Source organism: Pseudomonas sp. FP818, from assembly GCF_030687335.1.
Lineage (GTDB): Bacteria > Pseudomonadota > Gammaproteobacteria > Pseudomonadales > Pseudomonadaceae > Aquipseudomonas > Aquipseudomonas shahriarae.
On the sequence record NZ_CP117427.1, the window covers coordinates 2,760,743 to 2,776,766 of the forward strand.

Here is a 16,024-nt window from a genome sequence, read left to right on the forward strand (position 1 = left end):
ACCAGAGGAAAACTCCATGCATCCCATGTTCGATCGCCTCGTGGCACTACTCGATGCCCGCTCAGCCTCCTACCGGGTGTTGATGCACGATGCCGAGGGCCAGTCGGCGCGCGTCGCCGAAATCCGTGGCACCGAGCCCGGCCAAGGCGCGAAGGCCATGCTTTGCTCCCTCAAGGGGCAGGCCGGACCCTATGCACTGGTGATACTGCCGGGCGACCAGAAGTTGGACATGAAGAAAGTCGGAGCGGCCCTGGGTGGGAAAAAAGCCGAGCTGGTGAAGGCCGAAACCGCCATGGACCTGACCGGGTGCCGGATCGGCGCCATCCCTCCTTTTGTTTTCGATGAGCGGATTCAATTGATCGTCGATCCGGCCTTGACCACAGGCTACGCTGAAATAGCCTTCAACGCGGGGCGGCTGGATGCGTCGATGGTGCTCGATACGCAGGATTATCTGGCGATTGCCATGCCTCGATTGCTGGATATCAGCCAGGCCTGAGCAGACGTTTTCACAACGCCGCAAAAAAGAAAAAGGGGACAGATCTATATCAAGGCCTATGGCCTTCACCCAGCCTTTGCCGATACGAGTGTATTGAAGAGTGGGTAGAGGGGCTGCGGTATGCAGGCCACGAGAGCTGACCGTGTTTGCTCAGTGATCTCAAACTGCACTGGCCGCTGCATTGCCAACTTCGTCGGCGTTGGGTCGATTTTTAGCTTGCTGAAGCGTTTCATCAAGTTTATAAAAATGGCACAACTCCAAGAAAGGCTGCCGCCATGACCCCGCTCAAACTCTTTGTTGCCCTCAGCGCACTGTCCGCTGCCTCCCACGCCATGGCTTGGGATTACGTTCTGCTCGACACCGACAAAGCTGCCCAGAACTGGCAGATCACCAGTCAGCAACTCGGACTAAAAACCGACAAACCCTTCAGCGTTACCCTGCGCACCTTGCACGGCGGTCGGCAGGAGGGCGTCAGCATCGTCGACATCGACAACGGCACGATGAAACTCTCGGTAGTGCCGACTCGCGGAATGAACGTCTTGCAGGCCTCGGTCGGCAATGTGCGCATGGGCTGGGATTCGCCGGTCAAGGAAGTGGTCAATCCGTCCTTCATCGAGCTCAATGGCCGCGGTGGTCTGGGCTGGTTGGAAGGTTTCAATGAGCTGGTCACCCGCTGCGGATACGAATGGGGCGGCCACCCAGGCATCGACAACGGCGAACTGCTGACTCTGCACGGTCGGGCCGCCAACATTCCTGCGAACAAAGTCACCCTGCATATCGATGAAAAACCACCGTACGCCATCACCCTACGCGGCGAACTGAAAGAGCAGGCGTTCAAGAAGGTCGACTTCTCAGTCGCGACCGAACTGGTCACCGAACCCGGCAGCGTCGTGTTCACCCTCAACGACACCCTGACCAATAACGGCGACTATCCGAAGGAATACCAGGCGCTGTATCACAGCAACTTCAGCACCCCGTTCCTGGAGCAGGGCGCCCGTTTTGCCGCGCCGGTGAAACAGGTGTCGCCGTTCAACGACAAGGCCAAGGGCGATCTGCCCGACTGGCAAACCTACCGCGCACCGACCAGGGACTACGACGAAACGGTTTACAACGTGGTGCCGTATGCCGATGCCAAGGGCGACACGTTGACCGTGTTGCACAACAAGGCCGGCAGCCTGGGCGTTTCGGTCGGCTTCAACACCCAGACACTGCCCGTGTTTTCCCTGTGGAAAAACACCGATACCCAAGGCCAGGGCTATGTCACGGGGCTAGAGCCGGGGACAAGTTTTTCCTACAACCGCCGTTATCAGCGGCCACTGAACCTGGTACCGACAATTGGGCCCAAGGAACACAAGCAGTTCCGCATCAGCTACAGCTTGTTGGCGGATAAGGTGGCGGTGGACAAGGCCTTGAAGCAGGTGAGGGCGATTCAGGATGGGCGGGAGACTGAGGTGCGGCAGACGCCGTTGGTTGATCTGAGCAAGGGGTGAGACCGGCTGGAGCATTGTCGGCCGATATTACAGCCCCTCGGCCAAGTGTTTGCGTCTGATCCCGTCGGTTTGTTCAAGGTCCGTAAGCGAGCGCGCGACCTTGAACAGTCGATGGGCTGCTCGCAACGATTCGGTCACTGTCGGCTCTTGGCCGATTTTGTTGAAAAAGTCGGCCATGGTTTCCAAGGCAGGAAAGTAAGCGCTTGAGATTGAAATCTTTACTTTGTGCAGAGGAATTCTGGCTCGGATTTCGCGTAGCTGAGCGCAAAAAAGGCATTTTCATCAGTCAGTAAGCGGGCAGTCTGGAAGTACCGACTTTTTCAACATAATCGGCCAGAAGCGGCCATCCGAACACATCACCTAACCGGCTGTTTTGTAGGACGACGCAGTCACCGATGTTCCGCTGCCAACATTGTTCTGAATTGAGAAGTGGTCTCGGAAGATAGCCCGGCGGCTTCGAACACTGCGCAGGTGAAGCTAACGGGTGCAGGGCCTGGAGCAGTTATGATGCGGTCTGCAACCACAGCTACTGGGCTGCTTCGATAAAGCGTGCCCCCCTCATAACCCATGGCATTCTGTTGCAGGAAATCGGCGCTGTTCGAGGTATGAGGAACGGTGTCGAGAAGGCTGGCCCTGGCAAGTGCCAGCGTTCCCCCACAGATACCGGCAATTGTCGCTCCACTTGCACGACTAGCATGAAGAAACTCTCGGATATCAGGTGCTTCTGCACGTTCCCAGACCATTCCTCCAATCACGACTACAACGTCCGGTTTCCAGTCCAGACATTGTTGCAAACTGCTCTCGACCGTTACCGCCAATCCACCCTGCGAGCGAAACTCCCCCGTAGCAGAAGCGAAAAACCTGACGTCGATCCCGTAAAACGGAGACGCAGTTCCAGCAATGAAAGCGTATTCCCAGTCCGCAAAACCGGGTGTCAGTATCAATCCCACACGTGCCATCGGTCAGAATCCTCCATGAATGCCAATAACATATGGCGACAACACACATACATCAAGGGCAGCTATGGGTCGATTGTAGCCGGTCGCGAAAGACCGGAACCGGCCGATTCTGTTGAAAAAGTCGGCTATGGTTTCCACGGCAGAAAAGTACGCGCTTGAGATTGAAATCTCTACTTTGAGTAGAGGGATCCCGGGCTCAGATTTCGCGTAGCAGCGCGCAAGAAAGGCGTTTTCAGCGGTCAATATTCCGGCAGGCTGGAAGAACCGACTTTTTCAACAGAATCGGCCAAATGCCGACACTGAAGAGCGAAGTTAGCTAGCATCTGGGCATCGTGGGGTTAGTATTTGTGCGCTGCGTCAGGCAGACGCTACGACTAAAAGTACCGTTGACGGGCAGTCCTACGCTGACTACCGCTCCTCCTAGGGGAGCGATAGTCATCACATAAACAAACATTAGTTGGTAGTGAGTACAATTAACTTCCTATGCAGACTCCAAACTATTAAGCAACGACTTCTAGATGCCGTCGTTGCTCCCCCCCGAGGGAAGTTCTCATTAAGATCAGAAACTGCGACAAATTAGTTCTGAAATCAGAGTTTTGATCCTCCGCCATGCCCGGAGACACGGAACTTACTAGTAAAGCCGGCGTGACTGGGCTTGCCCCGTAAATACTATACCTCGCGTGATGGAAGTGCCGAGTCTCGCAGGATTCACTCGGGTTCACAATCATCAGTCCAGCAGATAAACTCTTTCCCGAGTTTTTCTCATGTATGCCGTGAAGATATTTCATCGTAAGTTCTGGGAGGTAGTGAGTGAATGCTTTTTTACTGGTCGTATACTTAGCATCTAAAATTAACTGCCTCTGTTCGCCGTTGGGAGCAGAAATACATACGATCATATCTGGTGAACGGTTAGCATAAGGCCCATATTGTCCCCTAGGCTTCAAGTCTCCATTAGTAGAGTTAATAGTCCACCCTTCGGAGTTGATCAAATTCGCGGCAAAAGAACTTGCATGATCATGAGTCCATGCTTTCATTTCATACATGAGTCGTACAGTATAACCTCCCCAGTTATATTCGAAGTTATTGTGTTCCACAACGGGGTTGCTTGTTAAGTCAAACGTCATTCCTAATAGTCGCGCACTGTCAAAATGGTACTTAATTAAAAATAACAAATAATATTCGAAAAGTTTTGGGATGCTTTGGATCGAAAAGAGCTCCTCCTGTACGCTCCAGTCGGGCGCACCATATCTATGCCATGCTATTATTTTGTGAAAAACCTTCTGATAATGAAGGTTATATCTAGCTTTTCTTGTAAACTGAGGAGTGCCTATAACAGTGTTTGATACAGGGACTCGCTCATCAAAGGTGCGTTTCAATCTTTGCAGGTTTGCGATCAGTTCCTTACATCGTGCAATTTTATTTTTATTAATGGCTTTCGCGAATTTACTTAATTGCGAAAAAAATGAAAGATATCCGGATATACCAGATTGCGAACGAATCTTGGAAGACGGATAGTCTTCCAGACCTCTCAGGATCTCTGAGGCTGCACGCATGAGCGAAATTATGAAGCCGTGGACAACTTGGTTTTCATAAATATTAAGCTCCTCCTTTAGATGGTTTTCCAGTATTTTTTCTGAAGAATAATAGGTCCCATCTAGTTCCAGTATCGCCCTTTCTTGATCATCAACTGGATATAAACTGTCAGAATTTTCTGCCACCCAAGCAAGGGTAGTATCATCTGTTGCTGAGTTGGCTGAGACTACGACAATTTTAGTAACGGGCGTGAGTTTTGCAATTGGTTTTGAGTATATGTTCGGCAGTTCAGTTATCAGTAGTAATACATTTCGCTCAAGTTGTTCTATCAGAAAACCAACCGATCTTTCCCCTTCTTTGAATCCCGCTTTTAAACGAGTGACTCGGAAGAATGCTGCCAATGCGTCGTTATCATGGAATGCTAAAAAATCGAGCATCTTTTCAGCGCGCTCAGCATTCAATTTTTTTGCGAGCACTTCAATAGGAGCATATTGCTCGATTATAACTCTTTCTCCGACCCCATCAATTCTCGTTGCTATCGAAAGCTCCGCCATTCCATAATAGTTATGAAAGAAGCACTCGAATGATGACCGATAAGTGGATTTTGGCTTCCATTCGTATATCCATAGACCGTCAAACTCCTTGCTACTGGTCGCACATATTTCATTTTCATGAAGACACAAAAAAACGTCATCCAATGGGGCGGTAACTTCCAGCCTGAATTCCAGAGCCTCGTCCTCTAGGAAGAAATTTTGATTAGAAGACTGATGACTGATGGAATTCAGTTCGAGCTGCAGACCGCTCCTCTTGCCGCTTATTATTATCGCAGTGAGCTTCATACAGGTACCTTAGAAATAAGAGTAAGTATCCGCATAACTATCTCCTTCCTCGATGATAGCTTTCAGCGCTCTTTTCGACATGTTTAAGTCAAGATCTGTTAATTTCTGCTCAAGCTTGACTAGTCGTTCTCTGAAGCCTGCACCGTACCCCTCAATCGCGGGAAGGATATGTTGAGCGATTGCGTAGTCAAGAGGCCTGTTTCTCATGCCACCCACTTCATTAGCTACGAAGCAGTAGCGTCGTATTGCATTTATCTTACGTTTGCTGATATGTATTGAACTTGTCTTAGATACCGGCGCTGAGAGAATTGCTAGGACTTGCTCTAATGCGGCTTGCTCATCAGGGAGGAAGTCAGCCTCTCCAGATGATATGTTGAAGGCAAGATTAACTTGAGTAATAGGAATCGCACCATTGAAGCCGCCATCCCCCACAAAATCAGATACATCTTCCATGCTTACGTCTTCGCCTAAAGTAATTATAGGCGCGCGATCGATTAAACGTGGTGAGAGTTTTTCAGTCGTAGCATCATTATTGATCGTTGCAATAAATCGTACCTGCGGCCCAACATCTAGAAAACGTTGTCCGGCATCGGGAATACCAAGATCTATACGACGTTTAGCCCCCTCGGTATCACACATGCCTAAGAAATCGGACCAGTAATGCTCTACGCTCGACAGATTAGCCTCATCGAGCAGCACCAGCTTTAGAAAATCATCGGAACTATCTTTGTGTCGAAGAAATTGGTACAAGCCACTTCTAGATGGCTGATAAACATCTTTTAAAGAGTTATAGAATCCCAGGATATCTCTACCCGCGACCCACCCCCGACCTACGGCCACATTTAAGAAGTTAGAGGCATCTTGTCCTTCTCCCCCATCTATGCGGAAAGCATTAGCCAGCCGAATCGCTGTTGAGGTTTTACCTGTACCTGGCGGACCGGATAATATAGTAAGGAAAGACTGTGTAGTGCTGATTACGAGATTTACCATTTCATCATACGTAAACGGTCGCCCCTCGTCGGAGTGAAAAACGCCGAGCAAATTATGAATGTATTCAGCCCTGTTTGACTTCGTAAGCTCCACCTCAGAGACTTTCAACTGTGAAAACTTAACATCCATCTTCGCCTCATAATCCGGCTTTCCATTTAACATTTGAATCAAGGTTTTTAATTCAGTAAGTTTTTCGCCTAGCTGGGGCGACGCGATCAGAGTTCTTTGACTTTCCAGCGTTCGTTCTAAATCAATCGTCTCCTTTTGTTTGTCTTGATTTGTACGTTGCTGAAACTGAATCTCATCTTTCAACCTAATCACATTTTTGAGATCTTGATTTCTCTCTAAGAGTTCTTCTAAGAATTTCTGATTTTCCTTTATTTTCTGCTCAAGCTCAGTATTTTGATTGGTTAGCAATGCTTGTTTCTCAAGCAAACTTTGATGTGCTTGTTCTGCAGACTGGTCTTGGATTCTTTTGACTTCTAGATCCGCGTCGATCCGAGCACGAGCTACACCTCGGTCTATTTCTTCTAATTCTTTTTTACGAGTTTCGGCCACGCGAGAAATATCATTTATTTCCCGCTGAATCTGTTCTTTCCGTGCATTCGTTTGAGCATCAATTTCTTCTATCTTCTCTTTTATTAGTAGATCTTTATTTTGCGCAAAGTAACCATCCAAATATTTCTTTCCTTCAATATTATCTAGAAGGAACTCCTCAATTATCGCCTTGCCGTAGCCCTCATCATTTAGAAACTCGGCTAACACCTTTTCCAATCGCTTGAGACGGCCATCGTTATCCATGGCCTTATTCTTTTTTTTGTAGGCATCAATTATCTGAGTTAGTTTGTTTGCTTCATTCTTGCCTAATGTACTGCTTCCTTTTCCAAAGCCAGCCTTTGCATAATATTTTATTAGTCTTGAAGAGGAAATATAATCAATCTTTTCGAAAGAAGCTCTCTCTAGTTTTTTCAGAGATGTGATAAATGTACGCAGAACACCTCTCACCTCGAAACGTAGAAGCTCCCCACAATCTTCTAGTACACTTTTATCAAACTTGGCAATGTGGTCTGTTGGAAGATTTAACGGTGTTAGAACTGTCGAGGTAGTCAGAAACCAATCGTCGTCGTCCTTAGTAGCATTAAAGGGACCGCTGATTGCGCCCGAGTCCTCGATAAAAAACGAAATGTTTTTGGGTAGATCGTACCCCAAGCTAACTTTTCCAGTATCGATATCTGGCATAGGCATATTTATTACTGGGATGAGTGCGTTATGTTCAAGCCTTTCCGCCCACTCTCCTTTTGAATAAAATTTTTGCTTTCTTTTATTTTCCTGCCATTCATTGTCAGTCTCATGCCACTCTGTAATTATAAATAGCTCGTCGTCTTTGAAAACCTCATCGATTTTTCGATACTCTTTAGATATGAAAATTCCAGAGTTGGGGAAATCTGTAATATTAACACTTTTAAAACTACCGTCCTCATGCTCCATTGCAACCGGTATTACACTTCCGAGGTCCGGATTAAAATTCGTCGAGTCCTTTACTACAATCAGTCGTCCCATGTGACATCCTTTATGCTTTGTCTGAAAATTATGGCTGTGTGGTAAGCGATGGCATTTTGCCGCATCAAATCTAGCGTTTTATGGCACCGTTACCAAGCTGAATTTTGGCCTTCGACGAGGCGGGACCTCCACGGCTTAATCAACCGTAAGTGACCGCTATTGGTCCAGGCTGTGTAAAAACGTTTTTGAGCGCGTCAGGTACTCCAGACCGGACTGGAAATCGCGTTTCTACGCGAAATCCACATCTGGCAGATGTGCCGATAAATTTCAGATTTAACGTAGACGCACACACTTTAAATTTGGCGAAGCGTTTTTACACACTCTGAGCCGAAAGCGGTCTGCCTGGTACAGCGGCTTTCGGCAAAAAAAACGTTCAAGAATGGCAGCGATTGACTCAAAGTTGACGACCATCAAAGAAACCTTCAGCAGCCGAAATTGATGGAAGCTTTCGGCGGGTCGCCGCCGAGAGCCATATACACAATTGCATCTCTTATTGAGCGAGCCAGCTGAACACGGTGAGATCCGGACCATCCGCCCGTCGGACGGGCAGGTCTCGATGGGCGAGATGGTCGCGAAGGTCTGGACCGACGCGAGGGGCGGGAAACTCTAGATGCACGACCAGCTCGGACGGGACGGCCGGTTCCTACTATCCGTTCATTCGGATTCCAAAGGACCGGTTTTCCAGCGTGATCCATGCACAAAAGCCCACTTACAGCACCCAGCCTATTACCGCTTTCAGCAGACCAAGCATGATTATTTGCAAGGTAGGCAATCCAATTCATGTCTGAATCGAAAATACGTCGCCCCGGTTCAATCCAAGCCATCAATTCACAATTTTGGTCGAGTAACGGATAGAGAATGATGATCTCCCTCATATTGACTCTTTGATGATGGCAGTGCGCCATTGCGGCGATGGAGAAAGAGTGGAATTTCTACTTAAGCGCTCTTTGTTGGTGCTTTCTGGGGAGCAGCTCTTGCCTGGCAGTCGTGGCCTCTGAACGTCTGCTTATGGCCGATTCTATTGAAAAAGTCGGCCATGGTTTCCACTGCAGGAAAGTAAGCGCTTGAGATTGAAATCTTTACTTTGTGCAGAGGAATCCTGGCTCGGATATCGCGTAGCTGAGCGCAAAAAAGGCATTTTCATCAGTCAGGAAGCGGGCAGTCTGGAAGTACCGACTTTTTCAACACAATCGGCCGATAGCTACCCATTACGAAGGACCGCAATCGGCAGATTCTGTTGAAAAAGTCGACTTCGTGTTGGCACCGAAGTCGAATTGACCCAGTTGCCGAGATATTGCTGACCCGGTCTGACGCCTCGAAAACCATTGCCCTTAATGGATTTGTACCGATAAGGAGGTGGGTTAGTCATGCGTCAGCACATGGGTCAATTCTGTGTTGGCATTCATAGAGAAACTATTGCTGGTAACCAGCATTGTCTGCGTGAACGTCCGCAGCGATAGGTGGCGTTGACGAAATTTATGGGGTAAAGATGGGGCTTCAATTAGCAATGATCTGAAGGAGACAGCATGCTTATCCGACGTTCATCCATCGCCGCCGCGCTCGCGTGTTCATTCTTATCCTGTACCGCGTTCGCTACGGATTTGGCCCCCCAGTTGCTGAAAAAAGCCGAGGCCGAACAAAAAGCCTATCTTGCCACCGTCAAAGAGCTGGTGGACATTGATACCGGAACCGGCCATGGGCTCGGCCTGAAAACTGTCAGCGCGATGTTAGTTGAGCGGCTCAAGGGGTTGGGTGCTGAAGTCACCACGACACCTGCGATCCCCTCCGCGGGCGACAACATCGTGGGCACGCTCAAAGGCACTGGCAGCAAGAACTTTCTGCTGATGGTCCACTACGACACGGTGTTCGGGCCAGGTACAGCGGCGAAACGCCCGTTCAAGCTCGACGGCGAGCGCGCCTACGGTCCCGGTGTTGCTGACGCCAAAGGTGGCGTCGCGATGATTCTGCATTCATTGCAGATACTGCAGGACCAGAAGTTCAAGGATTTCGGTACCCTAACAGTGCTGTTCAATCCCGATGAAGAAACCGGCTCTGCGGGTTCGAAAAAAATCATCGCCGAGCTCGCTCGTCAGCAGGACTATGTGTTCTCGTACGAGCCACCGGACAGGGACGCGGTAACCGTCGCTACCAACGGCATAAACGGCGTGTTTCTCGACGTGAAGGGCAAGTCTTCGCATGCTGGTTCTGCCCCTGAAGCCGGGCACAACGCGGCCATGGAACTCGCGCACCAGATGTTGCAACTCAAGGACCTTGGCGATCCGGCCAAAGGCACCACGGTCAACTGGACGTTGATAAAAGGTGGAGAGAAACGCAACATCATTCCTTCCAGCGCCTCGGCCGAGGCAGATATGCGTTACGCCGATCTGAGTGAAACTGACCGCGTACTCGCCGACGCCCAACGCATCGCTGCGAATAAACTCATCGATGGCACTGAAGTGACATTGCGCCTGGAAAAGGGTCGCCCACCGCTGGCCAAGAATCCGGGCTCCGAACAACTGGCGAAAGCCGCACAAGCGCTTTACAAAAAAATAGGCCGCAACATTGAGCCTATCGCCATGCGCTTTGGCACCGATGCGGGCTACGCATACATGCCAGGGAGCGCGAAACCGGCTGTGCTGGAGACGATGGGTGTCGTCGGTGCCGGATTGCACGCCGATGACGAATACATCGAGCTGTCGAGCATTGCTCCGAGGCTTTACCTTACGGTGGCACTGATCACCCAGCTGTCCGGCGCTGACGTAGCACCGTAACTACGACGGTTTCCGCAGCCACAGGCGATAAAATGCTTGTGGCCGGTCGGGAAGCTCCGTTTTTGGCAAAGACGAATGCCCAACGACCTACCAGAGTGCGATGTCATAGGTGAGGTAGAGGCGGTTGCTGTCACGGCCCCGGGAGAACTCGGAGCGGTAGACGTAGTTGCGCATGCGCATGCCCAGGCCCTTGAACGTGCCGGTTTGCACAACATAGGCCAGCTCGGCGTCACGCTCCCATTCCTTGACCGTGCTCGTGGACTTGCCGTCATTGCCGCTCAGGTAGCGCGTGGAGAAGGTCAGGCCCGGCACGCCAGCGGCGGCGAAGTTGTAGCCGTAGTTGAGCATCCAGGTGTTCTCATCTTCCTCGATGAACTTGCCGATACCGGCGTTGCTGAACGAGTACACGGTGGCGCCGCTGATGTAGGGCAAACCGGCATCGCCGCGCAGGGTCTGGTAGCCGCCGCCGAACGTATGGCCTGCGATCGCGTAGGACAATTGGCCGCTGAGCATGTCATTGTCGATTTTGCCGGCGTAGGCCGAGCCGCCATCAACGCTGTTGAAGTAACGCAGGTCGCCGGTCAGCACGCCTCCGGCCAACGGCAGGTCGTGCTGGATGCCGGCGAAATTCTGTCGGTAAAAGTTTTCCAGTTCACCGTAGAAATAGCTCAGCCGGGTGTTCTTGCCCCATTTGTATTCAGCACCGGCGTAGTTGAAATCCCCTGATTTTTCGCCGCTGTAGCCATCCGGCACGATCGGTACGCTGTCGCTGGAGTCGCGTAATTTGAAACGGTCCAGGTGCCCACCGGTGACGGTCAGGTTCTCGATGTCGTTGCTGCTGACCTGGGTGCCCTGGTAGGTCTGGGGCAGCAAGCGTGCGTCGTTGTAAATCAGCACCGGCGTCTTGGGCAGCAAGGTGCCGTACTTGACGATGGTTTTGGCGAACCTGGCTTTTGCGGTGGCACCGGCACTGGCAAATTCACCGGCTGCGCGGCCGTCATCGTGAACCGGCAGCAGCCCCGTGCCGCTGCGCCCGCGGCCTGAGTCGAGTTTCACGCCATAGAGCCCCAGGGCATCCATGCCCAGGCCGAGGGTGCCGGCGGTGAACCCGGACTGATAGTCCAGCAGGAATCCCTTGGCCCACTCGGTGCGCTCGCTTTTGGCCGTTCTCGCGGCGCGTGCGCTCATGCCGTGCTCATCGCGAAAGTTCTCGTTGAAATACACATTGCGCAGTTGCAGCTTGAGTTTGCTGTCGTCAATAAAGCCTTCGGCATTGGCACCGGCGAGGGGGACCAGGCCGAACGCGCAAAAAAGGGCCCGACGGGAATACATAAGGTTCATGGCAAACGTCTCATTGTTGTTATTCGGGGTGCAGGGCAGCACGCGCCCCGTGAGCGAGGCGCGTTGAACGGCAGCAGGAAGATGAATCAGGTAAACAGGCTGATGGCCCCAGTCAGCAAGGCCAGGGCGGTAACGACCAGGGAGGTCAGCACCGCCCATTTGACGGTGGCTTTCTGGAAGTCGCCGATGTCACGGTCGACCATGCCCACCAGCAACAGGGTCGAGGCGACCAGCGGGCTCATCAGGTGCACCGGTTGCCCGAGGATCGAGGCCCGCGCGATTTCCACCGGGTCGATGCCGTATGCCGCGGCGGCATTGGCCAGGATCGGTACCACGCCAAAGTAGTAGGCGTCGTTGGACAGCACGAAGGTCAGCGGCATGCTGGTGATCGCAACCACCAGCGGGAACAGGTGGCCCCAGGAGGGTGGGATCCAGTCGACCAGGGTCTGCGCCAGGGCGTCGACCATCTTGGTGCCGGAAAAAATCCCGGCAAAGATCCCTGCGGCAAATACCAGCAGCACCACCGTCATGGCATTGCCCGAGTGCGCCAGGATGCGTTCTTTCTGAATGTCCAATTGCGGGTAGTTGATCATCAGCGCGAGCACAAAGCCGATCAGGAACAGGATCGCCGAATGCATCAGGCCCAGCACCAGGGCGACCATCACCGCAATCACCAGCACCAGGTTGACGTAGGCCAGCTTCGGACGCTTGTGAGGGGTGTCCTCAAGAATCGCGTTGATGTAGCAATCGCCGCCACCGCTTTGCAGTTGCACGTTGCCGATACGCTTGCGCTCGGCTCGCCCCAGTAGGAAGGCGGAGAAGACCACCCACATGGCGCCGCCGATCATGGTCGGCAGCAACGGCACGAAGTATTCCCCGGCATCCAGGCCCAGCGCGGCGATGGCCCGTGTCGCGGGGCCGCCCCAAGGGGTCATGCCGCTCATGATGCTCAACGACAGCATGGAGATGGTCGCCAGGATCATCGGGTTCATGCCGATGCGTTTATACAGCGGCAACATCGCCGCGCAGGTAATCATGTAGGTGGTGGTGCCGTCGCCGTCGAGCGCGACCAGCAAGGACAGCAGGGCCGTGCCCACTGCGATTTTCATCGGGTCGCCATTGACGCGTTTGAGGATCTTGCGGATCAGCGGGTCGAACAACCCCGCGTCGATCATCAGGCCAAAGAACAGGATGGCAAACAGCAGCAACGCGGCAGACGGTGCAACCATTTTCAGGCCGTCGAGCATCATTTTGCCGGTGGTGCCGCCGAAACCGCCAATCACGGCGAAGACTATAGGCACCACGGTGAGCGCGACGATCGGCGACAAGCGCTTGGTCATGATGAGGAAGGTGAATACGACCACCATGGCCAAGCCAAGGAAAGCGAGCATAGGACGATTCTCTTGTTGTTATCGTAAGAATGGCTGACGCCGAGACGCACGAGCCCTGGCCCGCCGGGCGGCACCATGGCGCCTGGCGGGGAGGGGGGCAGTCAAGTCAGGTGTTTGCGGTTTGCGCTAGACGCGTTTGGCGACCTTCAGGTCTTCCCAGGCTGTTGCCTCATCGGGTTTTGCGTCGAGCATCCGCGTCAGCGTTTCGCGGTGGCAGGCATTTTCAGACATCGAAATCACCACGGTCGCGACCGCGTTACTGGCCAGGCTGGTCAGGGCCCGCGCTTCAGACATGAAGCGGTCAACGCCGATCAGTAACGCCAGGCCGGCCAGCGGGATGTCGTGAATGACCGTCAGGGTCGAGGCCAGTGCCACGAACCCGCTGCCGGTCACGCCGGCCGCGCCTTTGGAGGACAGCAGCATGATCGCCAGCATGGTGATGATTTGCGTAAAGCTCAGGTCAATGTTGCAGGCCTGGGCAATGAAAATCGCCGCCAATGACAGGTAGATGGCCGTGCCGTCCAAGTTGAACGAGTAGCCTGTGGGCAGTACCAGGCCCACGACGCCTTTTTTGCAACCCAGCGCTTCGAGTTTCTCCAACATGCGCGGCATGACGGGTTCCGTGGAAGAGGTGCCGAGTACCACCAGAAACTCCTCGCGCAAGTAGCGCAGCAGTTTCCACAGGCTGAAACCGTTGGCCCGGCAAATACTGCCCAATACGACGAACACGAAGAAGCCGCAGGCGATGTACAAGGTCATGATCAGTTTCGCCAGCGAACCCAGCGAAGTGATGCCGTACTGGCCGACGGTGAACGCCAAGGCGCCAAAGGCGCCGATCGGAGCAAAACGCATCAGGTAAGCGAAGATCTTGAACACCATTTGCGAAGCCGATTCGAGCACGTCGAGTACTGGCTTGCCACGCTCGCCCAGGGATGACAGGGCGAAGCCGGACAACACCGCGATAAACAGCACCGGCAGCACTTCCCCTTTACTGAAGGCACCGATAAAAGTGTCCGGGATGATGTGCATGAAAAACTCCACAACCCCAAGCTTCGCGGCCGACTCCGTGTACTGGGCCAGGCCTTTGGTGCTCAGTTGGCTGGGATCGATGTTCATGCCGGCACCTGGCTGGAACACGTACACCGCCACCAGGCCGATCACCAGGCTGATCACCGTGAGGCCGAAAAACAGCAGCATGGTTTTGCTGAGCAGGCGGCCGAGCGAGCGTTTGTCGCTCATCCCGGCGATGCCGGTGACGATGGTGCAGAACACCACGGGAGCAATCATCATTTTGATGAGCTTGATGAACGCATCACCCAGTGGTTTGAGCGCGATGGCCTGCTGAGCCCAGAAATGCCCAACCATGATGCCCAGCACCACGGCGCAGAGAATCTGGAAGTAGAGCGATTTAACAACTTTCATGGCATCACCCATTTTTAGAATTGTGCGGATGCAAAAGCGCCAACGACCACCGGAATTACCCGGCCAGGCGTTGAGCGTTTGTGGCGTAGACGTAGCCAGAGAAAAGCCTGCGCGCAGTGCGTACGACGGACGCTTGAATTGTCTCATCGTTGACGCCGGTGTAGGACAATACGACATCAATCCCGCCGCTCGGATGTTCGATACGTACCGCTTCAAGGCGCGGCGTACTGATCCCGCCGAGCATCTGCGCGACGATGCTGCCCTCTATCACGCACGCGGTGGCCAACCCAATCGAGCCGGTAATGGCCAGGGCGCGGTGGCAGTTATGTGGCATGAAATAGCGAACCTGGATCGTACCGCCGGCTTTGGCGGGCGAGACCAGCACCGGCTTTGGTATCACTTTGTCGCTGACATCACCCAGGCCCATGGCGAGGCCTGCCTTAAGCCGCAATGACTCAAGGCGCCGCAGGAAGTCTTTATCGGCGTCCAGTTCTGCCGGGCTTTCATCGCCACGCTTGCCCAGTTGACTGGCCTCGATCAGCACCATGGGCATGGCCATATCAATGCAGGTCACTGCAATGCCGTCGATCACGTCTTGTGTATTGCCGGTAGGGAAAAGTTTGCCGGTCTTGCTGCCAGCCGCATCGAGGAACGTCAGTTGCACCGGCGCTGCCGTACCCGGCACACCATCGATGGCGGTGTCGCCCTCGTAACTGACCTTGGCATCCGGTGTGTACACGTCGGCGTTGATAAAGGTCCCTGTGTTTACGTTGCGAATGCGCACACGGGTGCGGCCCGGTGTGCCTTTGACCAGGCCCTGTTCGATGGCGAACGGGCCGACGGCGCACAGCATGTTGCCGCAGTTGGGCGCGCTGTCGACCCGGCGTTGCGAAACCATCACTTGAACGAACAGGTAGTCAACGTCTGCGTCCGGGTGCAGCGAAGGGCTGACAATCGCCACCTTGCTGGTTTGCGGGCTGCCCCCGCCGATTCCGTCGATCTCCAGCTCGTGGCCGGAGCCCATCAGGTTGAGCAGCAGTTCGTCACGGGCCTCAATGGCTGCCGGTAAGTCCCAGTCAAGAAAAACCGGGCCTTTAGAGGTGCCACCGCGCATAAGCACACAGGGAATTCTTTGCATGATGCTGACTCTTGTTAATCAATCGACGCAATTGATGTTCTTGGGGCAAGAGTCTCAAGCTTTAAAAAATCTATCAAATGCAAAGATTGAAGAG

The 16,024-nt window shown here is 53.0% G+C and carries 11 protein-coding genes and 1 pseudogene; 3 read left to right on the forward strand and 9 right to left on the reverse strand.

From position 1 onward, the window contains the following. Nucleotides 1-16: 16 nt before the first annotated feature. The gene (locus tag PSH80_RS12435) at nucleotides 17-496 is read left to right on the forward strand and encodes a YbaK/prolyl-tRNA synthetase associated domain-containing protein (protein WP_081044254.1); all 480 of its coding nucleotides are present in this window, start codon (nucleotides 17-19) and stop codon (nucleotides 494-496) included. A 275-nt stretch (nucleotides 497-771) separates the two neighbouring features. After that, nucleotides 772-1,986, forward strand: a complete 1,215-nt coding sequence (locus PSH80_RS12440) for an aldose 1-epimerase family protein (protein ID WP_305420382.1) — start codon at nucleotides 772-774, stop codon at nucleotides 1,984-1,986. Between the two features lie 27 nt (nucleotides 1,987-2,013). Here PSH80_RS12440 and PSH80_RS12445 read toward each other — a convergent pair. The 5 genes and pseudogenes from PSH80_RS12445 to PSH80_RS27365 form a co-directional block, all read right to left on the reverse strand. Beyond that, nucleotides 2,014-2,115, reverse strand: a pseudogene (locus PSH80_RS12445) (hypothetical protein); the annotation flags it as partial. A gap of 260 nt (nucleotides 2,116-2,375) precedes the next feature. After that, on the reverse strand, nucleotides 2,376-2,945 hold the full coding sequence (locus tag PSH80_RS12450) for a DJ-1/PfpI family protein (protein ID WP_305420384.1): 570 nt from the start codon (nucleotides 2,943-2,945) through the stop codon (nucleotides 2,376-2,378). Between the two features lie 500 nt (nucleotides 2,946-3,445). Continuing rightward, nucleotides 3,446-5,317, reverse strand: a complete 1,872-nt coding sequence (locus tag PSH80_RS12455) for a hypothetical protein (protein WP_305420385.1) — start codon at nucleotides 5,315-5,317, stop codon at nucleotides 3,446-3,448. 9 nt (nucleotides 5,318-5,326) lie between these two features. Further along, nucleotides 5,327-7,867 carry a hypothetical protein gene (locus tag PSH80_RS12460; RefSeq protein ID WP_305420387.1) on the reverse strand — a complete coding sequence of 847 codons (2,541 nt, stop codon included), beginning with the start codon at nucleotides 7,865-7,867 and terminating at the stop codon, nucleotides 5,327-5,329. A gap of 422 nt (nucleotides 7,868-8,289) precedes the next feature. Next, nucleotides 8,290-8,772, reverse strand: coding sequence for a 4-fold beta flower protein (locus tag PSH80_RS27365; RefSeq protein WP_370693726.1), 483 nt, complete (start codon nucleotides 8,770-8,772; stop codon nucleotides 8,290-8,292). Between the two features lie 621 nt (nucleotides 8,773-9,393). On the opposite strand from PSH80_RS27365, the gene PSH80_RS12465 reads away from it, so the two are divergent. Further along, the gene (locus PSH80_RS12465; RefSeq protein ID WP_169990102.1) at nucleotides 9,394-10,638 is read left to right on the forward strand and encodes a M20/M25/M40 family metallo-hydrolase; all 1,245 of its coding nucleotides are present in this window, start codon (nucleotides 9,394-9,396) and stop codon (nucleotides 10,636-10,638) included. Nucleotides 10,639-10,725: 87 nt separating this feature from the next. On the opposite strand, the gene PSH80_RS12470 is transcribed toward PSH80_RS12465, so the two are convergent. From PSH80_RS12470 to PSH80_RS12485, 4 genes are all read right to left on the reverse strand, one after another. Continuing rightward, complete coding sequence (locus tag PSH80_RS12470) at nucleotides 10,726-11,979, reverse strand: OprD family porin (RefSeq protein ID WP_305420389.1); 1,254 nt, start codon at nucleotides 11,977-11,979, stop codon at nucleotides 10,726-10,728. An 86-nt stretch (nucleotides 11,980-12,065) separates the two neighbouring features. Continuing rightward, the gene (locus tag PSH80_RS12475; protein ID WP_186625708.1) at nucleotides 12,066-13,370 is read right to left on the reverse strand and encodes a CitMHS family transporter; all 1,305 of its coding nucleotides are present in this window, start codon (nucleotides 13,368-13,370) and stop codon (nucleotides 12,066-12,068) included. Between the two features lie 126 nt (nucleotides 13,371-13,496). After that, nucleotides 13,497-14,804, reverse strand: a complete 1,308-nt coding sequence (locus PSH80_RS12480) for a dicarboxylate/amino acid:cation symporter (protein WP_057438422.1) — start codon at nucleotides 14,802-14,804, stop codon at nucleotides 13,497-13,499. 43 nt (nucleotides 14,805-14,847) lie between these two features. After that, nucleotides 14,848-15,930 carry a 4-oxalomesaconate tautomerase gene (locus PSH80_RS12485; RefSeq protein ID WP_057438423.1) on the reverse strand — a complete coding sequence of 361 codons (1,083 nt, stop codon included), beginning with the start codon at nucleotides 15,928-15,930 and terminating at the stop codon, nucleotides 14,848-14,850. Nucleotides 15,931-16,024 lie beyond the last annotated feature (94 nt).